The sequence below is a fragment of the Acinetobacter sp. YQ_14 genome (assembly GCF_043102985.1).
Classification (GTDB): Bacteria; Pseudomonadota; Gammaproteobacteria; order Pseudomonadales; family Moraxellaceae; genus Acinetobacter; species Acinetobacter venetianus.
The window spans coordinates 92,273-113,392 of the sequence record NZ_JBICJJ010000009.1; the positions used below are offsets into that span (position 1 = coordinate 92,273).

A 21,120-nucleotide genomic window follows, 5' to 3' on the forward strand; every position below is an offset into this window, starting at 1 on the left:
ATTGTCAGACAGTTTTTTTTCATTATTAAGTTAAATGTTATACAGACCTGTACGTTTTTGCTTACACAGAGATAAGAAAAATGCTATTTTTCTCCACAATTGATTCTGACAGAATAGCAACTATAGAGAGGGGAACAAGCTCTATAACAACAGAACGTAAAAAGATGATGATGTGTGAGAAGCATCCAGAGGGTTCGATTGTTATTAAATAAAAAGACAAAAAATAAAAATAAACTAAAATTATAACGATAAAAACTAAGCGCAAAGGCCCAAGCGAAAACTTGGGCTTTTTTGTGCGCGTTTGAAAGTAGATTAAACTAAATCGGCTTCGGTACGGTCTGTTGCAAACAATGACCGACGTTGATTTTTTGGGATTTTCGGACAATTGGTGGAGATTTGATACAGCGTTTTGGCTAAAGCTGGTAAATGCGTACCGACGACTGATTTCCCTGTCGTCAGCAGTGATACACTGATGTCACGCTCAGGGTCAGCCCAACATAAAATATTCGAGAAACCAATATGACCAAATGCTTGCCCAGTCATTGGCCCGAATAAACCAACAGGATTACTCCCTAACATTGGGCCTAATGCGTATCGCATAGGTGCAAGGAGTGTGCGATCTAAGCTAATCCCAGAGGTCGGCAACGTGGAACGGAACACAGTTTTAGCACTCATGATTTGCTTACCTTGATATTCACCACCACTGAGCAGCATTTCAAAGAAACGACCAACTTGATCAGCACTGGTATAAATATTCCCTGCTGGGCAGATAGTATCCATAAAACGGCTGTCATTGGTCACATCAACAGCTAGTTGTAAGCCACCACCAAGCACATGATTAAGGTATTGATCTGTACCTAAACTTGGATGTACACCAGTTGCATAATTCATTGCAACATCTGCACGATATTCAGGTTTTAAACCATAGTTGAAATAATCCAATCCCATTGGTTTTTCAATTTGTTCTGCTAAAAACTCACGAACGCTTTGCCCTGTAACACGATGAACGATTTCACCTAAAATATATCCTGCTGTAACAGCATGGTAGGCAAGATGAGTACCTGAAGGAGAAACGGGTTTAGCTGCACAAAGACGTTTTAAAATTTCATTTTGATCGAATAAAAGTTCAGGCGTGACTTCGCCTTCTATACGTGGAATTCCACCACGATGAGAGAGTAAATGGAAAATAGTGGCGCGACGTTTACCATTTACACCGTATTCAGGAATGTAATAGCTAATCGGATCAAGTAAATTCAGATCACCGCGCTCATCCAGCATATGAATCAACATCGCCGTAACCATTTTTGATGCTGAAAATAGGCATACAGGCGTGTCGGGCGTTGCAATTTTGGCATCAGATGCTAAGCCATCAGGAGAGTTTCCTTGTGCATAGCCAATACTACGATTTAAAACGACTTGCCCCTGACGACGTAAACATAGTGTGATGAGTGGATAGTTTCCTGTTTTATATAAACATTCCACACTATTCCAGATTTTTTGAACTTGTCTTTCAGTCATCCCACCTAATGCTGCCGCAACTTCATCTTTTGAGCGAATCACTTGATTGAGGTCATGTGGTACATAACAGGTATTTGTTGATAAAATTTTCACGATTCCCTCGCAATATTTTTCGTTTTCTTTCGTCTCTGTCATAAATTGAAAACAGACTCATGATAGTGTGCCTATTTTGTTCAATGCTGTCAGCTGCCGAATTGCCAGCAAACACAAAACATTTTTGCAATATAACGATAGATCACTTAAAATAGGCGACTTGCTGTAGTGATGCACGGCAGTCAGTTGGCTTCAACTGATTATTATCATTTTTATTTTTTAAGCATCTCGGAGAAATCGAATGGCTTTAACTAACGCAGATCGCGCAGAGATCATCGCTAAATTTGCTCGTGCTGAAAACGACACTGGTTCACCAGAAGTACAAGTTGCTTTATTGACTGCTCAAATCAATGATTTACAAGGTCACTTTAAAGCTCACAAACACGACCACCACAGCCGTCGTGGTTTGATTCGTATGGTTAACCAACGTCGTAAATTACTTGACTACTTAAACGGTAAAGATCACGGTCGTTATGTTGCTTTGATCGGCGCATTAGGTTTACGTCGTTAATTCGATTTTACTTTGTTTTCGGTATTTCGCATGTTGTTATGCTTTATTGCTGAAAAGAGAGTCTCATCTAATTTACTTTAGATGACTTTAGAAGGGGCGCTTGTTCGCTCCTTCTTTGCGTTTAATATTTTTAAAATATTTGGTCTAGTGTGATGGCTTCTAAGCTTTGTCATTTATCTATATTGTTGTAGTCTGAATGCCAAACCTTAGGGGTCTCACTAGAATAACGTTTTAAAAGAAACTAGGAAAATACAATACATGTCAATGTTTAATATCGTTCGTAAAGAATTCCAATTTGGTCAACATCAAGTTGTTTTAGAAACGGGTCGCGTTGCACGTCAAGCAAATACAGTTTTAATCACAATGGGTGGTGTAACTGTTCTTGTTGCTGTTGTTGCACAACCAAAAGCAAAAGCGGGTCAAGATTTCTTCCCATTAACTGTTAACTATCAAGAAAAACAATATGCAGCTGGTCGTATCCCTGGTGGTTATGGCAAGCGTGAAGGTCGTGCATCTGAAGCTGAAACTTTAATTTCACGTTTGATTGACCGTCCAATCCGTCCATTATTCCCAGAAGGTTATTTCAACGAAATCCAAGTAACTGCAACTGTTGTTTCTTCTGACAAAACTATGGATGCTGATATTGCTGCAATGTTAGGTACATCTGCTGCATTGTCTATTGCAGGTACGCCGTTCCGTGGTCCAATTGGTGGCGCACGTGTTGGTTTGATCAATGGTGAATATGTTCTTAACCCAACACTTGAACAACTTGCACAATCTGACCTTGACCTTGTCGTTGCAGGTACAGAATCAGCAGTACTTATGGTTGAATCTGAGGCGAAAGAACTTTCAGAAGACCAAATGTTAGGTGCTGTACTTTTCGGTCATGACGAAATGCAAATTGCTGTACAAGCAATCAAAGAATTTGCTGCAGCTGTTGGTGCGAAAGAATCTGAGTGGGTTGCTCCAACACACAACGAAGAATTACGTGCAAAATTAAAAGAAGCTTTTGAAGCAAAAATTTCTGAAGCGTACACGATCGCAGTAAAACAAGATCGTTATGCAGCTTTAGATGCACTTTATACAGAAGCAAAAACTCAATTCGTTCCTGAAGAAGATGTTGATGGCATCGCAGACGAAGTTGATTTCTTATTCGAAGATCTTAAATACCGTACCGTACGTGACAACATTTTGTCTGGTAAGCCTCGTATCGATGGTCGTGATACTAAAACCGTTCGTGGTATTGACGTTCAAGTGGGTGTATTAGGTCGTGCTCATGGTTCAGCATTGTTTACACGTGGCGAAACACAAGCACTTGTAACTGCAACTTTAGGTAACACACGTGATGCCTTGATGGTTGATACCTTAGCTGGTACGAAAACTGATAACTTCATGTTGCACTATAACTTCCCAGCGTACTCAGTAGGTGAAACTGGTCGTGAATCAGGTCCTAAGCGTCGTGAAATCGGTCATGGTCGTTTAGCGCGTCGTGGTGTTCAAGCGGTTCTTCCACCAGTTGATCGTTTCCCTTACGTACTTCGTATCGTATCTGATATTACTGAATCAAATGGTTCATCTTCTATGGCGTCTGTTTGTGGTGCATCTCTTGCGCTTATGGATGCAGGTGTTCCACTTAAAGCACCAGTTGCTGGTATTGCAATGGGTCTAGTAAAAGAAGGCGAGCGTTTCGCAGTTCTTTCTGACATCTTAGGTGACGAAGACCATCTTGGTGATATGGACTTTAAAGTAGCAGGTTCTGCAAACGGTATTACTGCACTTCAAATGGACATCAAGATCGAAGGTATTACTGAAGAGATCATGGAAGTTGCATTAAACCAAGCATTTGCTGGTCGTATGCACATCTTAAATGAAATGAACAAAGTCATTTCACGTGCTCGTGCTGAAATCAGTGCTCACGCGCCAACATTCGAAGTAATCAACATCAATCCAGACAAGATCCGCGATGTAATTGGTAAAGGCGGTGCAACAATCCGTCAAATTACAGAAGAGACTAAAGCTGCGATTGACATCGAAGACAACGGTACAGTTCGCGTATTTGGTGAAACTAAAGCAGCGGCTAAAGCTGCAATTGCAAAAATCCAAGCGATTACTGCTGAAGTTGAGCCAGGAACGATTTATGCAGGTAAAGTAATTCGTATCGTCGAGTTCGGTGCATTTGTAAATATCCTACCAGGTACGGATGGCTTACTTCACATTTCGCAAATCTCAAATGAGCGTATTGCAAACGTGACTGACGTATTAAAAGAAGGTCAAGAAGTAAAAGTACAAGTTGCGGATGTCGACAACCGTGGTCGTATCAAGTTAACTATGAAAGATATCGAACAAGCTTAATCGTTTCGATATACAAAAAGCCCGCCTTGCGCATCGCCAAAGCAATTGCTTTGGCTTGCTCAGGGCTTTTTTTATGGCATTATTATTTTAATTAAAATATTGAATATTATCGTTATGCAGCTTTATTATTTTTATCGTCATAACAGTGAAAACACAATTTTTATTAGTGCAGAACAACAAACAGAGCATAGCCTTGAGTTTCTTTGGGTTGATAGTTTAAGGCAAGATCTTGTCAATCATACTGAGACTTGGCAGCAGAATATTTATGAACATACAGGTTTGACGTTAAATGAATTCCATATGCGCGATCTACTCAATATTGAACATCCATGCGCATTTGATACGGTAGAAGAATATGATCTATTGGTTTTTAGGAAACTGATCAGTCCTGATGACCAAATCTATGAAAATGATAATTCAGTAGAGTCGCATGAAAGTGTTTTTGGTTTAGCGACGACACCGATGAGTTTTGTACTCAGTCAAAATATTTTAATTAGTCTCAGAGAGCAAGGTAACAAAGCAGTCGAAAATTATATTCAACGAATCCAAACGATTATGGAGCGTCCGACAGCTGAGCAAAACAAACCAAGAAAGTTACCGAATACGCCCGCTGATCTGTGCCTACGGTTATTAAATAGCATGATTGATGGTTATTTGAATTTACGCACGCCATTGACGCGACGTGTTGAACATTGGCAACAACAATTATTGCAAGGAAATCGTCGTTTTAAACAATGGCATCAATTATTCCATGAGGATATGGCATTCCAACAAATTGAAAATTTATGCGAAGAGCAAATTGAAACCTTACAAGAGTTTCGGGATGAGTTGGTTGATAATTATCATCATGTCGTGGGTGAGCATAAGCACAAATCCCAAGACATTTTATTGGTACGTTTAAATGATTTAATGAGTCATGTGGAGCGTGTGCAAAAACATACTTTACGGCTGAGAAATGCGATTCAGTCTGCTATAGATTTACACTTTTCTGCCATCGCCAATCAAACCAATGAGAATATGCGTATCTTGGCGATTATTACGGCTGTGTTTGCACCGCTAACTTTACTCACAGGTATTTATGGAATGAACTTTGAGTTTATTCCCGGATTAAAATCACCTGTTGGGTTTTGGATTATGTTGGCTGTGATGCTCCTGAGTACGGTGTTATTGCTTTACTATTTTTATCAGCAACATCTGGTTGGACGAGGAGAGCGCAGTGTGATTGATCTGCTAGCGCAACAACATAAGCAGCGTAATTTAAACCTACTTTGGTTTTTAGATTATGAACCGATCAAGCAAACCTTAAAAGAAGTGGAGAAAATGACTAAGTTGAAATAGATATCACTTAGTCATGGATATGAGTTTAATGAAAATGCTTCAGTTGTTTACGGAGCTGCTGTACTTCATCAATTAAATCCAACATCACCGCGACAGCAGATAAACTCGCATCAAAGTCACGTTGTAAACGATAGGCACGTCTTGCGCGACTGACATCTTCACCAATGAATTGATAATTTTGTGGATCAACTTTGATCTGCAAAATATCATAATCAATTAACTTCAACACCCAGTCAGTACTTTGACCGCAAGCTTCTGCGAAGTGCTCAAGATCAAGTGCCAATTGTTCATCAATGATTTCAACTTGGCAGTGACCGTCATATTGAATTTCTTTGTATTGAATGGTTGTCATGATCTTACTCCTTATGAGGCACGTGGTCTAAATGAAGCAAATGCATCGGCAAATTGTTGATAAGCTTGCTGCTCTTGCTCACTGTGCGCTGGCGGTAAAACAATATTAATAATTAGATAGAGATGACCAGCAGTTTTATTCGGAATCCCTTTATCTTTTAAACGTAGTTGTTGTCCATTTTTGGCATTTTTCGGTAAATTCACTTTTAAATGCCCAGCAGGTGTATTTACTTCAATACTTTGTCCTAGTCCTGCTTCCCATGGACTTACATCAATGGTTTGATAAACATCAGCGCCTTCTACACGGATGCGATCGGTATCCTTATATTGGATTTCAATATAAAGATCACCGTTTTCACCGCCGTTGATTCCACTTTGACCTTGTCTATTTAAGCGGATTTGTTGACCTTCTTTCATTCCTTTTGGAATTTTAACTTCTAAAGTTTTACGTTGGACTTCAGGCTCGCCGTACACATTATAGGTTGGGATTTGTAAGGTGATTTGTTGAGTTGAACCATGATAGGCGATGTCTAAATCAACCTGAATACTGGCATGTTGGTCTTCACCCTTGTAACTACGTTGCTGGCGTTGAGAACGTTGTTGACCGCCACCAAAGCCAGAACCAAAACGGCCAAATAAATCTTCAAATCCACTGAAATCAGCACCATCACCAGAACTTTGGCGATAGAACTGAGAACCATCAAATCCACCTCCTCCTTGGTTGAATCCTCCTGCGCCTTGTCCAAAGCCACTAAAACCTTGTGGATGATCCAGCATTTGATCATATTCAGCCTTTTTAGTAGCATCGCTTAGCGTGCCATAGGCAACATTAATCGCTTGCATTTTTGCTTCAGCATCGGCTTCTTTACTCACGTCTGGATGATATTTACGGGCCAGTTTCCGATACGATTTTTTAATTTCATCTGCTGAGGCATCTCTGGAAACACCTAGCTCTTCATAATAATTTTTTGCCATGATATTTAATTAAGATAATTATGTGTTTCCTTCATTATGAAACGAATCCGAGCAATTTCAATAGCTACGATTGTATAAGACTTGTTGTTTAGCGATGCTGATTGTTGGCGTATTGGCTAAACCAAATACTCACTAAAACCAGTATGATTCCGATGATCTGTAATGTTGTAAGGGACTGGTCTAAGAACCACCAACCTAGTAAAACTGCTGTGAATGGGCTAAGCAGTGAGAGTGAGGAAATCACATTGGTATTTAAAAATTGAAGACCTCTAAACCATAGACTATAACTAAATGCAGCTCCCATGAGACTAAGCCATGCTAATCCTAGGAGATTGAGGGAAGAAGGTACAGGAATGGGTTGATCAAACAACCAAATCAGCGGTAATAGCAGTAGGCCGCCCGCAGTAAGTTGCCATGCGCTAAGGGTTAAGGCTGAAACGGGTGCTTGCCATTTCTGAGTTAAAATCATACCGAGAGCCATAGAGGTAGCCCCCGCAAGACCTGCAACAATACCGATTGGGTCAAGTGTAGTATCTGCTGTAAGAACGAGCATTGAAACACCACCCATTCCGATTAGTGCAGCAAAAATGGCTAAAGGTCGAATTTTGCTTGAGAGCAAAACAGCCGAGAGCATAATAATGATCAAGGGTTGTGATGAGAGCACTGTACCTGCGACACCACCAGGCAAACGATAAGTAGCAACAAATAACAAGCTAAGAAAAAGTGTGATATTTAAAGCACCGAGAATAAATGTATATAACCACCAACGACCTGTTGGAAGCTGTCGAGTCAGTAGTAGGAGCAACAATCCAGCAGGCAAAGCACGCAACATAGCAACGACCATTGGTGAGAAGTTAGCTAAACTCGCTGTCGTAACAATATAGGTGCTGCCCCATATCAATGGGGCAATTGCTGTGATTAAAAGATTGGCATGATGCGTTTTCATAGGATATCTAACACCTCACTGAGTGGGCGGCGTGGTTTTTGCGGCCAATTACCGTCTGCTGAGCGCCCGACTGGGAGCATCAGTACAGGAATTTCATCTGCTCCAAGTGAAAATAGGTTGCTGACTGCTTGGTGATCAAATCCAATCATAGGGCCTGAACTCCAGCCGATTGCTTCTGCTGCATACATCAGCGTTGCTGTTCCTAAAGTTGCTGAACGTATTGCTTCATCTCTTGCAGTTTCAGGATGACTGTAAAGTGCTTGTGCATTCTCTTGCCAATCATTTGCCATTGTTTTAGGCATGAGGCCCGTTTCTAGAAATGGCTCTAGGCGTTGAGATAGATGCTCCGCATTCGGAAGCTGACCACAAATGATAAAAGTGACAGCTGCATCCATGACTTTTCTTTGCCCATAACTCAAGGTAAATAGTTGTTGTTTGAGCGTTGTACTTTGAACTGCGATGAAACGCCAATTTTGTAGGTTAAATGCGGTCGGTGCTCGAGTCGCCAATCGAACAAGTTGTTCAATTTCTTGCTGCGATAAGGTGTGGTCTGGGTCAAAACGATTCACAGAAACACGTTGCTCAATGAGTTGGAGAGCTTGTTGCATAGTGATTTACTCAATTCAAAAGAATAAAAAAAGTATAGGTACTTGCTCATTAGTGAACAATTGGGTAGTTTTGAAATTCACTATTTACTCATTGGAAATAATAGGGTGGATCGATATACATTATTTCAAGTGTTTCGGCAGGTTGCGGAACAGGGAAGTTTTGCAGCAGCAGGTCGTCAGTTAGGCCTATCCGCTCCAACAATTAGTAAAAGCGTAGCCGAGTTAGAAGCACATTTGAGTGTTCGTTTAATTCATCGAACGACACGTCGCATGTCTTTAACGGAGGAAGGAAAAATCTATCTAGAACACTTGGTCCGTGGGCTTGATGCTTTGACTGAGGCTGAAGAGATGATTTTGAATGCCAAAGCATCACCGCATGGCGTGCTTAAAGTCAGTGCTCCCATGACTACAACTTTAATTTATCTTTCTGAAGCCATTCCTGATTTTTTATCTGCTTATCCTGACTTAAAGCTTGAGATGCATTTGGATGATCGGCGAGTTGATCTGGTACAGGAGGGTTTTGATCTTGCAATTCGAGGTTATGGTCAGTTGGATGACTCTCGTTTGGTTGCAAGAAAGCTGACGGTTATGCCATTGGTGTTATGTGCAACACCACAATTCTTCGAAATACACGGTACACCGCAAACGCCTGTTGATTTGCGAGGATTAGAACACATCCGTTTTCCCTATGGGCACCAAGCCGATGTATGGACATTTCGTAAAAATGAGCAAGTCGAAGAGGTTGCAGTGAAGGCGCGCTATTCTGTGACATCAAGTTTAGCGGTTCGAGATGCGTTAAGGGCGGGGTTTGGGGTCAGTTTAATTCCACGGCCGTATGTACAACAGGATTTACAGACTGGCGTTTTGCAGGAGGTATTACAAGACTGGTCAACAACGGAGGTCACACAATATGCAATTTATCCATCAAGACAACACTTAGCACCCAAGATCCGTGTTTTTATAGATTTTTTAGTTGAACAATTTAAAAAGATGGATAATTGATAATGCCATTGCGCACATTATTTTTAATATTGATAAAGGATTGAAGCGATGGAGAAAGCAAAATGTACTTTCTCCACCATAATTGATTAACTCAGATGTTCACCAAATAAACCCAATGCTTCTTCAGCAGTGAATTCATAACGGGTATTACAGAACTGACAGTCCATTTGAATTGGATTTTGTGCTTCTAAAGTTTCATGTACGGCATCGACACCAATTTGGATCAAGGCATTGGCACAACGCTCTTTAGAACAAGTACAGCCAAACTTTAATTGTTCAATCTCTGGGAGACGGACTTCTTCTTCATTATATAGACGGTACAAAATTTCATTCGCTGAAAGATCAGTCAGTTCTTCTGGTTTCAGCGTTTCAGTCAGCATGGTCAAACGCGGCCATAGATCTTCATCAACAAGTTTTTGCTCTTCTTCATCATTACGAGGCAATAGCTGAATCAGTAAACCACCTGAACGTTGAGCATTGGTTGCCAATACAATACGAGTCGGGATTTGTGCAGACAAATCATAATATTGCATCAAACAACCCGCCAATGTTGGTTGGTCAAGCGGTACGATCCCTTGATAGCGTTCGCCGTGCTCAGGTTCAATATTGATGAACAGTACAGGATTTGAAAGTGCAGCAAGTACAGTTCTGCTATCGCTACCCTCTAAAAACCGTGGGTCTTCTTCATAATCAGCAAGTGCACGAACTTCACCGAGATGATTACACTCAGCCATTGCCCACTTAAATGTGCCATTTGCCTGAATTTGTAAGCTAATTCGGCCACGAATTTTAAGCGTACTTGCGAGTAATGCGGTTGCACTGAGCATTTCACCTAACAGGCTTTGTACCGCAGGCATATAATCTCGTTGTGCAAGAATAGTTTGTAGTGTTTCTTCTAAATGAACCACTTCACCGCGAACAGGGCAGTCTTCGATATAAAAGCGTTGGCGTAAATCAGACATATTTTTCTCCAATACCCCGTATAGGGAAAACAAAGCAACGCTTTGCTTTGAAAAGCTCTTTCAGCTTTATAAGAAGGTGAATGGTTATGCAGTCAATAATGGTGTCTGTTTAGCAAAACTCAAGTTGTTTCATTGGATGAATTTGCATCACTTTGTTCGTTTTGGTTACTGTTCAAACGATCCTGAGACAAAGTTTTTGTATTTTCAAATAAATACTCAAGTTCAGCGATTGCATTTGGATAAGTCTCAACCGAATCATCATCTTGATGTGATCCATGTTGCTGCTCCAGTAACCTTTGATCTTCTACGCGGAAACATTCGATTTGCGTATGTGCATCAGTTGCAGATAAGCCGGTTTCAATTAAAGCTTGTGCTGCCATTTCAAGTGATGATGCATAAGTTTCACGCCATACGTGTTGAATACCTAAGCTATCTAATAGATGAGCATGATGGCGATCGCGTGCTCGTACAAAAAGATTCAGATCAGGGTAGTTAAGACGTAAATGTCTTGCCAGATTCATGCAATCTTCAACATCGTCGATTGCTAAAATCAGAAGCTTACAATATTCAATTCCAGCTGCGCGTAAGTTCTCAACTTGAGTGACATCAGCATCTAAAAAATAATGCCCATATTGCTCAATAAATTCGGCATCAGGTTGGTTACTGTCAATGACGCTAAATTTTAGACCTTGAGCATGCAGCGCCCGCCCGATCACTTGCCCAAATCGACCAAAACCAACAATGACTATAGGATGCTGAGGAACTTCTGCTGCTGTGATAGGCGCTTTTTTCTGAATGATGGGTAATATTTTGCTATGCATGAGCCAGTAAAGGAGTGGCGTTAGCAACATAGAACCTATCGCGATTAAGAATATAGGTTGTAGCAGATCTTTGGAGAGAAGCTGCTCATCTTCTGCAAGTTTGAACAAAATGAGTGATAGTTCACCGCATTGTGCCAAAGCGACGGCAGCAAGCAGACTGTTCTCTATTCGGCGATGTTGATAATAATGAATTGTACCAATGATGAGTGCTTTGACCAAAACCAGAACAAGGATTGCAACGAAGATAAAAATAGGTGATTGATACAATGGAACTAATGAAATACTTAAACCAATCGCAAGAAAAAATAAGCCAATGGCAATGTCTCTAAACGGTTCAATCATCCTTGCAACTTCAGCTTTAAACTCAGTTTCAGCCAAAAGTAATCCCGCAAGGAATGCACCAATCAACACATGGATATTTAAAACCTCCATGAGCAGAATCACCGACAAAACCACAAATAAGCCGAGTGCAGGAATCAATTCAACGCTTTTACGACGAACTAAATAACGAAATGCAGGACGAACAATGTAGCGACTAGCGAGAAATAAGCCCGAGATTGTGGCAATAATTGCTGCAAAATACGCGATTCCATGACGTGTTGAGGCTGTGTCTTCAAGCAGAGGAAACAGAGCGATCAAAACCACGGTCACAAATATTTGAAATTGTAGCGAAGCTAAAGATGCCTGCCCAAAGGATGTATTGAGTTGTTGTTTGTGCTGTAATAATTGTTGGACGATATTGGTGGAGGCAAATGCCAACATACATCCAATCAGAATACTGCTGAATAAATCATGAGTGAGCGCGAAACTTATACTGCTGAATAGGACGGATAAAACAGCAAGTGCTAAACCACTATTTTTAATGATACTACGACGCTCTATCCATAGTTTTTGTGGACGGAAAGCAAATCCAGCAAAAAACATCAGCATAATCATTCCAAGATGCATGATTGGCTGAATAAGCTGTTGGTCGTCGATGAACCCTAATCCTTGAGAACCAAGCAACAGCCCTGCGATTAGATAACCTAAAACGGTAGTTGAGCTATAGCGTTTTGCGAGCGGAACAAGAATTAAAGTCGCAATCAGTAAAAAAATGATTTGTAGCAGTAAAGACATTTATTGCCTCAAATTTTTATGTTTTTAAATAGAGAATTTAACTAAACTCTTGTGGATCAACGTCAATCGATAGCCTGAGCTGATGCTGACGAGGTAAATGTACCACTTGTTGCCACCATTGACGCAAATAAAAATGCAGTTTTGCTCGATCGGCAGATAAAATCACCATATGCGCACGATAACGTCCCGCTTTACGCTCCATTGGTGCAGGGATAGGGCCCCAAATATCGACAATTTCAGCGGCCATTGTTCTCAGCTGTTGTGCTGCTTCACTCAAGAATTGTTGGCTATATTCTCGATTTTTTGATTCGACTCGTACCAATGCTGCATATCGATAAGGTGGCAGCATAGCAATTTTACGTTCAGCCAGCATTTGCTTTGCCACAGTTCGATAATCATGCTCAATCAATGTGGTCAGCATCGGGTGATCGGGACGTAAGCTTTGTAGATAAACATTACCTTTATGTTCTCCACGACCTGCACGGCCTGAGACTTGGACAATTAACTGTGCTGTACGTTCAGGTGCGCGAGGGTCAACACTCAGTAAACCTGCATCAATATCTAAAATCGCAACTAAAGTGACATGTGGAAAATGATGTCCTTTTGCTAGCATTTGTGTGCCCAATAAAATGCTCGGCTTATTTTGTTGGATACGATCATAAATCTTCTGCCAACTGCCGACCCGACTGGTACTGTCTCGATCTACCCGAATCACATCATGATGCGGAAACAGTTCCTGCAAATGTTCTTCCAGTTTTGCTGTGCCTGCACCGATACTTTTTAAGGTTTGTTTTTGGCATTCAGGGCAATGATCAGGTAGGCGATGAATTGTACCGCAATGATGGCAATGCAAATAATGATAAGGCTGAGAATGCAATGTAAAATGCGCATCACAATGTGGACAGTTTGCTTGCCAACCACAACTTTCACACATCAAGATCGGCGCATAGCCACGTCGATTTAAAAAAATCAGCACTTGTTCTTTTTTTTCTAACGTCAGTTTGATTTGATCAATCAAGTTTTGGCTGATGCCGTGCTGCTTCTTTGCGATTTTTAAATCAATCACATGCATTTTGGGTAATACCGCAATACCTGCACGCTGATTCAGCTCAAGCAAATGTAATTTGCCTGATTCTACGAGATGATAGCTATCTAAGCTTGGGGTTGCTGAACCTAAAATCACAGGGCAACCTTGTAAATGTCCTCGATATAATGCGACATCTCGTGTGTGATAGCGGAAGCCCTCTTGCTGTTTAAAGGAGAGGTCATGTTCCTCATCCAAAATAATCAAGCCAAGATTTGGCATCGGTGTATAAATTGCGGAACGTGTACCGATCACAATCGATGCTTTGCCGGTCTGTGCATGTTGCCATGCTTGTAATCGTTTCGAGTCATTTAACCCTGAATGGAGTAAGGCCACATCACAATGAAATCGTGATTTAAATCGAGCAACAGTTTGTGGCGTCAGGCCGATTTCTGGAACGAGTACGAGAACTTGCTTGCCTTGTTTTAGTACCTCATGCATAACTTGTAAGTAGACTTCAGTTTTACCACTTCCCGTCAAACCATCGAGTAAAAAGGCTTGGTAATGATGCTGTGCTTTCACGACCTGTTGGATCGCTTTTTTCTGATCTTCATTTGGTGTCAACGGCATTTGAGCCAGTTGCACAGGCATCGGCGTAAAATCATGTGGTTCTAAACGACATTCAACCAGTTGCTTCTTTTCTAATGCTTTTAATGTAGCAGTTTCGACACCACTCAGGTTAAGTACATTCTCGGTTGTACCATGTGGGTGTAATTTTAGGACTTGATAAGCATCATATTGTTTTTGAGAGCGTTTCAACAATGCATTCGGGTCATCGTGGGGCAGGATTTGCCATTGATGAAATAAAATATCCAGTGCGCGACCTTGCCTCAGTAAACTGGGTAAGGCACTTTGCATGACTTCGCCAATTGGAAATTGATAATACTGTGCAGACCATGTCAATAAAGTTAAAACTTGTTGGTCTAAGATAGCTTCCTTATCGAGTAATTCAGTGATGGCTTTTAACTTGAACTGTCCTGTAAAAGCTTCGTTAGGATCGACCTTTTCGGTAATGATGCCAACTAGATTTTGTCTTCCGAAAGAGATCGCTACACGCGCGCCGATTTGCGCTTGGGCATATTGCTCCGCGTTGACTGTATAGTCAAAGGTGTCATAGACATATACGGGTATTGCAACTCGAATACGGTAGAGCGTCGCGTTAGAGTTTTCGGTAGGCATATAGGCTTCATTCATGTTTAAAATCGCATGACTTCATGTCATAGAATTATGCTAAAGTGCTGCTGGTTATGTCGATGAATTTCTTGTGGAACTCTCGTTCCTCATCCGCAATACGGATACAACGGTAACAACAACTATTTTGGGACAATTAGAACAGAACCATGCCTGCTTATCAATTTACTGCATTAGATGCTTCTGGAAAGCAACATAAAGGCGTACTCGAAGGGGATTCTGCACGCCAGATTCGCCAACAGTTGCGTGACAAAGAATGGACACCCATTTCAGTTGACGCCGTTGAGCAAAAAGATAAGCAACAACAACGTGCTTGGTTTAGAAAGAGTTTTAGTGCCTATGATCTTGCTTTAATGACTCGTCAGCTTTCAGTGCTTGTCGCAGCAGGTATTCCACTGGAAGAAGCCCTTAGAGCAGTAAGCAAGCAAAGTGAAAAATCCCATGTTCAAAATCTTCTCATTGCTGTGCGTTCGAAGGTATTGGAAGGTCATTCACTGGCACAAAGTATGCAACAATCAGGTCGTTTCCCCGAATTGTATATCGCAACGGTGGCAGCAGGGGAACGTTCGGGGCATTTGGATCTAATTCTAGACCAACTTTCTGACTATACTGAAAACCGTTTTGCCATGCAGAAGAAGATCCAAGGTGCAATGATCTATCCGATTATCTTAATGCTCATGTCATTTGGAATTGTGATGGGATTAATGACTTATGTTGTCCCTGAGATCGTCAAAACTTTTGAACAAAGCAAGGAAGCATTGCCGTGGATCACTGTAGTTTTAATGAAAGCAAGTGCATTCATTCGGCAGGCATGGATTGCGATGCTGATTCTTGCTGTGGTTGCGATGATTGTATTTACGCGATTTTTGAGAACAACAGCAGGACATTACGCATTTGACCGATTAACACTCAAATTGCCACTATTTGGTAAACTTTCGCGTGGTATAAACGCTGCACGTTTTGCTAGTACGCTCTCTATTTTGACGCGTTCAGGTGTTCCTTTAGTTGAAGCATTACGAATCGGTGCAGAGGTAAGTAATAACTGGGTAATTCGGGATTCCATCGAAGTTGCCATGGAGCGTGTAACAGAAGGTGGTAATTTGGCAACACAGTTAGAACGTTGCGGTTATTTCCCCCCAATGATGGTACAAATGATTCGAAGCGGTGAAGCATCGGGTGAGCTAGATCGGATGCTAGACCGAGCATCGACGATGCAAGATCGCGAAGTCACAGCTTTTATTTCGACATTGTTGGCGTTGCTAGAACCTTTGATGCTGATTTTTATGGCTGCAATTGTGTTGGTGATTGTGATTGCGGTAATGTTGCCAATTATTAATATGAACAATATGATCTAGGAAATTTGATGTTTGAGATGAAAATGAAGAATTCAATCAATGAACAGCATGCTGAGAATAATCTTAATCCTGCCACTCGAAACATAGCTTCTCGCCTTGCGGTATCTTGCCACTCGAAGCATAGCTTCTCATCTTGCGCTGATGATCCTCGCACTCACAACACAGTTGCTCGTCTTGCGACCCGACCGAGCAATACTCGGTTTTCTCGGGTCTCAGGATTCACCCTAATCGAGGTGATGGTGGTGATTGTGATTTTAGGCGTTTTAGCTGCACTGATCGTCCCGAATGTAATGGGACGTGGTGAAAAAGCAAAAGTAGATACCACAAGTATTACTTTAAAAGGTGTTGCTGGCGCATTAGATCAATATAAATTAGATAATGGACGTTACCCATCGATGCAAGATGGTGGTTTGGATGCATTGGTCAATCAACCTGCTTCTGCAAAGAATTGGTTGCCGGGTGGTTATGTCAAAGGTGGTTATCCTAAAGATAGTTGGGAAAACGATTTACAGTATGTCATCCCAGGTCGAGATGGGCGCTCATTTGATTTATATTCTTTTGGTGCTGATGGGAAAGAAGGTGGCGAAGGGAATGATGCTGATATTTATTATCAACCCTAATATTTGATTAAAACTATCACTTCATTTTTAATTAAATAAATTGAGAGTGAAGTGATAATGTTTCTTGATTCGATAAATGTGTTTAAGACCTTAAAAAATATATATTTATTATAATAATTGATATGTGAGATTTATAATAAGAATTATTCCCATATTTAATAGTTACAAGAAACAGAAAATAAGAAGAAAAATAGACTTTTTCTTTATATCAAAGCTTTGCATAATAAATTCAGATCATTTAAATCAGGTATGGGGGAGTCGGATGAAAGCATTTTTTGTGTTGAATGAACTGAATCAGTTTCATTGGGCAATGCTCAAATCTGTCGCTCTTATTCTCAGTTTATTACCAATGAGTCAAGCTGCATTAAGTTTATGGCAAGCGGCTGAAGGAAGTAGTCAGATTATGATAGGGTTCTTCGCGTTGACAATGTTAAGTGCATGGTTTGTACTTTGTTTCTTGAGTGCTTTAAAAACAAGTGTTTGGCATAACGAGGAAATGATCTCAAAATATGAGCAAATATTATTTAAAGCTTATGGTTATGTGCCAATGCTGTTTTTATCAAGTTTAGTGGCTTATTTATCAGTTCAATTATCACTTGCTTTATAGTCTAAACAACAAAAAATTTTCATTCATCAAAAAAGAGCGTTTTATTTAAAAACGCTCTTTTTATTTTATCGACGAGATTTGAAAGAAATATCTACTTTCTTCGGGCGATAAATCCAACCCATCATCAGCAATAATAGTGAGAAGATGAGAATCGGGTAATCACTGAGTCGGTTGTAGAGTGTTTGCCCTTGTATGGCAGGTAACTCACCGCGTAACACAAACTCTTCATCCATCGGTGCTTGTTTGACGATATGACCATTCTGATCAATAAACGCAGTCACACCTGTATTGGTGGCACGAATAAACCAACGACCATTCTCTTTCGCACGCATTTGTACCATCTGTAGATGCTGCCACGGTCCAGCTGTTCCTGTAAACCAAGCATCATTAGAAACCGTAATCAAGAAATCACTATCTGATGCATTACGACGAGTTAAATTAGGATAAGCAACTTCATAGCAAATCGCGGCTGCCAAGGCATGTCCTTTAACCATTAACGGTTTTTGATTGGCTTCACCGCGCGAAAAACCACTCATACTCACGTCATTTTGCATTGCTGGAAGCACCCATTTGAGTAAACCTGACAATGGAATGTACTCACCAAATGGAACTAAGCGTTGCTTTTTATATAAACCATAGGAATCACTGCCTGATGCCATGATACTGTTGTAATACAGTGGTTCACCAACTTGCTGTGATTTTGCCATATCCCAATAGGGAATACCTGTCACCCAAGCCGTATCTGACTTTTTCGCTTGAACATCCATTGCTTTTAAAAACTCTGGAATATCAGTTTGGAAGAGTGGAATAGACGATTCTGGCCATACAATCAGATCACGTCCCCATTCAGCTCGACTCAATCCGGCATAAATCTCTAAAGTCTTAACTTGATATTCCGTTAACCATTTAAGGTCTTGAGGAATATTGCCTTGAATCAACGAAACGCTGAGTGGTTTTGCTGCTTTGGGCTGCACGAATTGAATAAATCCAGATCCCCAAGCACCTAAAACTAGTAGAGCAGAGGGAATAGCCCAGAAGAAACGTTTATTTAAGATTTCAACTAAAGCACATGCAAGTACGATCACAACGAAGGAAACTGCATACACCCCAAATAAAGGCGCATAGCCGTCAAGTAATCGCTCAGTAAATGCATAACCTGCAAACAGCCAAGGGAAACCAGTAAATACCCATGTTTTCGCCCATTCAAAGAGTACCCAAAGTGGTGCAAAGGTCAAAGGTGTTTCTGGAAAGAACCGACGATAGAGCCATGTTTGAAACGCTGTAAATAAGCCCATTGCTGTTGCCATAAAGACAATCATCAAAATGCTTAAGAACGCATTGGTATCACCGTAGGTATGAATGGAGGTATAGAGCCAAAACGCGCCGACAAACCATAAACCAAAGCCATAAGCCCAACCTAAAACAAAGGCTTGTCTAGGCCCTCGCTGGCGTAAAACCGCATACAATAATGCTGGTGATAAAATCGCAAGCCACCAAAAATAATAAGGTGCGAGTGCCAAGCTAAAGATTGCACCCGAAATGAGTGCAATCAAAAGTGGAAAAATAAAAGGGAGCTGTTTTTGTGATTGGGATGGATTTAACAGCTTTTCAAAATAGCTTCTCATTGACGTACAGCTCGAATCAGATGAATAGTGCGTGCATCTGCTTCGATAATGGTGAATTGCCAATCGCCAAGTTCAATTGTTTGTCCTTGTAGATCGCTGACGAGACCAATTTCTTGTAGAAGCAGACCGCCCATAGTTTCAACTTCATCGTCAGAAAAATCTGCATCTAAAATAGTGTTGAAATGTTCGATTGGTGTAAGTGCTTGAACAATCCACGTATTTGCAGTCGTTGGGTCATTGTCTGGAACAATATAGAGCGCTTCTTCATCTGCAATATCATGTTCATCCTCGATTTCACCGACGATTTCTTCAAGAATATCTTCGAGTGTGACTAAACCAGAGGTTGACCCATATTCATCAATGACGATTGCGATATGTGTTTGCGTATTTTTAAGCATACGCAGCACTTGATCCGAACGCGCACTCTCGGGTACGAAAACAGGTTGGCGCATCAATGCACGAATATCAACATTGACATTACGTTCAGTGAGAAATGGTAAAAGGTCTTTTGCTAGTAGAATACCAACCACGTTGTCACTTTGATCAGCCGAAAACACAGGGAAGCGTGAATGTGCTGATTCAATTAAGACATCTAAAATATCAAAGAGTTGATCATCCTCTTGTAAGCTAATAATTGCTGTACGCGGGGTCATCACCTCTCGAATTTTTGTTGCTGGTAGATCTAGAACACCCTCAAGCATAGCAACAGTATCTGGCTCTAAAAAGCGACGCGAATTTTGAACTAACTTGAGTAATTCATCGCGGGTTTCAGGTGCGGTACCTAACCATTTTCTTAAGCCACGCATACCCCACGACGGACTGGATTCCTCGACCATGATCTTTCCTAAAGACTCTCTATATCAATTAGATGATTTTCATCATACCGAAGATAAAGCGGATATGCATCAATAAAACGATGCAAAAAACGTACAGTTTTTCAAAATATTGTTGGTGATTTTTATATAGTCACTTTATGTTAAAATATGAAAATTAGAATATTTGAGTTTAATGATGTCTGAAGCAGCAAAAGTTCCTAGTGTTCAGCTAAATACCAGAGGTTTACGTTGTCCTGAGCCTGTAATGATGTTGCATCAAGCAATCCGAAAAGCCAAAGCAGGTGACATTGTTGAAGTATTGGCAACTGACCCTTCTACATCTTGGGATATTCCAAAATTTTGTATGCATTTAGGGCATGAGCTTTTGCTCAAAGAAGAGAGCCTTGATGAAAATAGCAATACTGAATATCGTTATTTGGTGCAAAAAGGCTAATTCTTTTTTTTAATATTACTTACCTCCCGTATTGGGAGGTATATGCAAAATCATATTGCGAACAGCGGTTATTTTTCACCATGAAACTTTTCAATCCAGTGATTTAACCAATAATCCACACTCACATAACGACCACCACCCAGCACAATTAACGCAAGTAACATCACAAAATAGGTTGCTGCAAACTCAATTCCATTATTTAAAATAACAAATGAGCCGCTCGATGTGAGCCAGTCATAATTGCCATAAGTCATTAAAATTTCTCTTGCTTTCTCTAATTTTTCAGCGGACGCCATCACTTGCATATTGGCAAAAGGTGCTTGTGGATCGGCAATCGCTTGCCAACCATTCGGTAGGTGTACAGTAAATATCGCGACGAGCATTGTGATCATCAACGGAATACTGATCCACCGAGTTGCCAAACCCAGTGCTAATAAAATGGCACCACCCAGCTCAGCAGACGTTGCTAGTGTTGCCATCAGTGTTGGAAAGGGTAACCCTAAGCCCCAATCGGGATTGCCAAACCATTCAACGGTATCTGCAAAATGAGCAAGCTTATTCGAACCTGCCATCCAAAACACTGGGACAAGAAATAACCTTAACGAAAGTGCTGCAATTCCGTCGAAATGTTTTAAATGCGAACAAAAATTCTGATAGCGTAACAATAAAGGATAAATAAATTTATTCATGAGGATTTCACACCGACTCGTATTGAATAGTTATTAGTCGGTTGAGGATTTAGTTTCTTACAAGAAAAAAATTATTTTTTAACTGTA

At 40.7% G+C, this 21,120-nt stretch carries 19 protein-coding genes; 8 read left to right on the forward strand and 11 right to left on the reverse strand.

Translation table 11 applies throughout. From position 1 onward, the window contains the following. Positions 1-312 precede the first annotated feature (312 nt). Positions 313-1,611: a serine hydrolase domain-containing protein gene (locus tag ACF8D3_RS04445; RefSeq protein WP_392470394.1), complete on the reverse strand. Its 1,299-nt coding sequence runs from the start codon at positions 1,609-1,611 to the stop codon at positions 313-315. A gap of 241 nt (positions 1,612-1,852) precedes the next feature. On the opposite strand from ACF8D3_RS04445, the gene rpsO reads away from it, so the two are divergent. The 3 genes from rpsO (at position 1,853) to ACF8D3_RS04460 (ending at position 5,812) form a co-directional block, all read left to right on the forward strand. After that, positions 1,853-2,122, forward strand: coding sequence for a 30S ribosomal protein S15 (rpsO, locus tag ACF8D3_RS04450; RefSeq protein ID WP_004876536.1), 270 nt, complete (start codon positions 1,853-1,855; stop codon positions 2,120-2,122). 264 nt (positions 2,123-2,386) lie between these two features. Then, on the forward strand, positions 2,387-4,474 hold the full coding sequence (gene pnp, locus ACF8D3_RS04455) for a polyribonucleotide nucleotidyltransferase (protein ID WP_171054773.1): 2,088 nt from the start codon (positions 2,387-2,389) through the stop codon (positions 4,472-4,474). 114 nt (positions 4,475-4,588) lie between these two features. Then, positions 4,589-5,812 (forward strand): magnesium transporter CorA family protein, encoded by a 1,224-nt coding sequence (locus tag ACF8D3_RS04460; RefSeq protein WP_007480085.1) that lies wholly within the window; start codon positions 4,589-4,591, stop codon positions 5,810-5,812. A gap of 25 nt (positions 5,813-5,837) precedes the next feature. Here ACF8D3_RS04460 and ACF8D3_RS04465 read toward each other — a convergent pair whose 3' ends face one another. The 4 genes from ACF8D3_RS04465 to ACF8D3_RS04480 all read right to left on the reverse strand — a co-directional run bounded on the left by ACF8D3_RS04465 (position 5,838) and on the right by ACF8D3_RS04480 (position 8,692). Further along, positions 5,838-6,164 (reverse strand): chaperone modulator CbpM, encoded by a 327-nt coding sequence (locus tag ACF8D3_RS04465; protein ID WP_004876542.1) that lies wholly within the window; start codon positions 6,162-6,164, stop codon positions 5,838-5,840. A gap of 11 nt (positions 6,165-6,175) precedes the next feature. Continuing rightward, positions 6,176-7,138 carry a DnaJ C-terminal domain-containing protein gene (locus tag ACF8D3_RS04470; RefSeq protein ID WP_392470396.1) on the reverse strand — a complete coding sequence of 321 codons (963 nt, stop codon included), beginning with the start codon at positions 7,136-7,138 and terminating at the stop codon, positions 6,176-6,178. An 88-nt stretch (positions 7,139-7,226) separates the two neighbouring features. Beyond that, positions 7,227-8,084: a DMT family transporter gene (locus ACF8D3_RS04475; protein WP_392470397.1), complete on the reverse strand. Its 858-nt coding sequence runs from the start codon at positions 8,082-8,084 to the stop codon at positions 7,227-7,229. Continuing rightward, positions 8,081-8,692 (reverse strand): nitroreductase family protein, encoded by a 612-nt coding sequence (locus tag ACF8D3_RS04480; protein WP_392470398.1) that lies wholly within the window; start codon positions 8,690-8,692, stop codon positions 8,081-8,083. Before ACF8D3_RS04480 ends, ACF8D3_RS04475 begins: the two co-directional genes overlap by 4 nt. Positions 8,693-8,797: 105 nt before the next feature. Between ACF8D3_RS04480 and ACF8D3_RS04485 the strand changes: the two genes are divergently transcribed. Further along, positions 8,798-9,694: a LysR family transcriptional regulator gene (locus ACF8D3_RS04485; protein WP_392470399.1), complete on the forward strand. Its 897-nt coding sequence runs from the start codon at positions 8,798-8,800 to the stop codon at positions 9,692-9,694. Between the two features lie 86 nt (positions 9,695-9,780). On the opposite strand, the gene hslO is transcribed toward ACF8D3_RS04485, so the two are convergent. The 3 genes from hslO to ACF8D3_RS04500 all read right to left on the reverse strand — a co-directional run bounded on the left by hslO (position 9,781) and on the right by ACF8D3_RS04500 (position 14,856). After that, on the reverse strand, positions 9,781-10,656 hold the full coding sequence (hslO, locus tag ACF8D3_RS04490) for an Hsp33 family molecular chaperone HslO (RefSeq protein WP_004876552.1): 876 nt from the start codon (positions 10,654-10,656) through the stop codon (positions 9,781-9,783). Positions 10,657-10,775: 119 nt separating this feature from the next. Next, positions 10,776-12,593: a cation:proton antiporter gene (locus ACF8D3_RS04495; RefSeq protein ID WP_392470401.1), complete on the reverse strand. Its 1,818-nt coding sequence runs from the start codon at positions 12,591-12,593 to the stop codon at positions 10,776-10,778. A 37-nt stretch (positions 12,594-12,630) separates the two neighbouring features. Further along, positions 12,631-14,856 (reverse strand): primosomal protein N', encoded by a 2,226-nt coding sequence (locus ACF8D3_RS04500; RefSeq protein ID WP_392470515.1) that lies wholly within the window; start codon positions 14,854-14,856, stop codon positions 12,631-12,633. Between the two features lie 161 nt (positions 14,857-15,017). Here ACF8D3_RS04500 and gspF point away from each other — a divergent pair, with 161 nt between their 5' ends. The 3 genes from gspF (at position 15,018) to ACF8D3_RS04515 (ending at position 17,450) form a co-directional block, all read left to right on the forward strand. Further along, positions 15,018-16,223: a type II secretion system inner membrane protein GspF gene (gene gspF, locus ACF8D3_RS04505; protein WP_019385791.1), complete on the forward strand. Its 1,206-nt coding sequence runs from the start codon at positions 15,018-15,020 to the stop codon at positions 16,221-16,223. Between the two features lie 8 nt (positions 16,224-16,231). Then, complete coding sequence (gene gspG, locus ACF8D3_RS04510; RefSeq protein ID WP_392470404.1) at positions 16,232-16,843, forward strand: type II secretion system major pseudopilin GspG; 612 nt, start codon at positions 16,232-16,234, stop codon at positions 16,841-16,843. A 262-nt stretch (positions 16,844-17,105) separates the two neighbouring features. Then, positions 17,106-17,450: a hypothetical protein gene (locus ACF8D3_RS04515; RefSeq protein ID WP_004876561.1), complete on the forward strand. Its 345-nt coding sequence runs from the start codon at positions 17,106-17,108 to the stop codon at positions 17,448-17,450. A 65-nt stretch (positions 17,451-17,515) separates the two neighbouring features. On the opposite strand, the gene lnt is transcribed toward ACF8D3_RS04515, so the two are convergent. After that, positions 17,516-19,075 carry an apolipoprotein N-acyltransferase gene (lnt, locus tag ACF8D3_RS04520; protein ID WP_392470406.1) on the reverse strand — a complete coding sequence of 520 codons (1,560 nt, stop codon included), beginning with the start codon at positions 19,073-19,075 and terminating at the stop codon, positions 17,516-17,518. Beyond that, on the reverse strand, positions 19,072-19,911 hold the full coding sequence (locus tag ACF8D3_RS04525; RefSeq protein WP_007480070.1) for an HlyC/CorC family transporter: 840 nt from the start codon (positions 19,909-19,911) through the stop codon (positions 19,072-19,074). The genes lnt and ACF8D3_RS04525 overlap by 4 nt, the downstream gene beginning before the upstream one ends. A 175-nt stretch (positions 19,912-20,086) precedes the next feature. Between ACF8D3_RS04525 and tusA the strand changes: the two genes are divergently transcribed. Further along, positions 20,087-20,344 (forward strand): sulfurtransferase TusA, encoded by a 258-nt coding sequence (tusA, locus tag ACF8D3_RS04530; protein WP_004876567.1) that lies wholly within the window; start codon positions 20,087-20,089, stop codon positions 20,342-20,344. A gap of 68 nt (positions 20,345-20,412) precedes the next feature. Here the strand turns inward: tusA and ACF8D3_RS04535 are convergent, their stop codons facing one another. Then, positions 20,413-21,033, reverse strand: coding sequence for a DoxX family protein (locus tag ACF8D3_RS04535; protein ID WP_392470410.1), 621 nt, complete (start codon positions 21,031-21,033; stop codon positions 20,413-20,415). Positions 21,034-21,120: the final 87 nt, after the last annotated feature.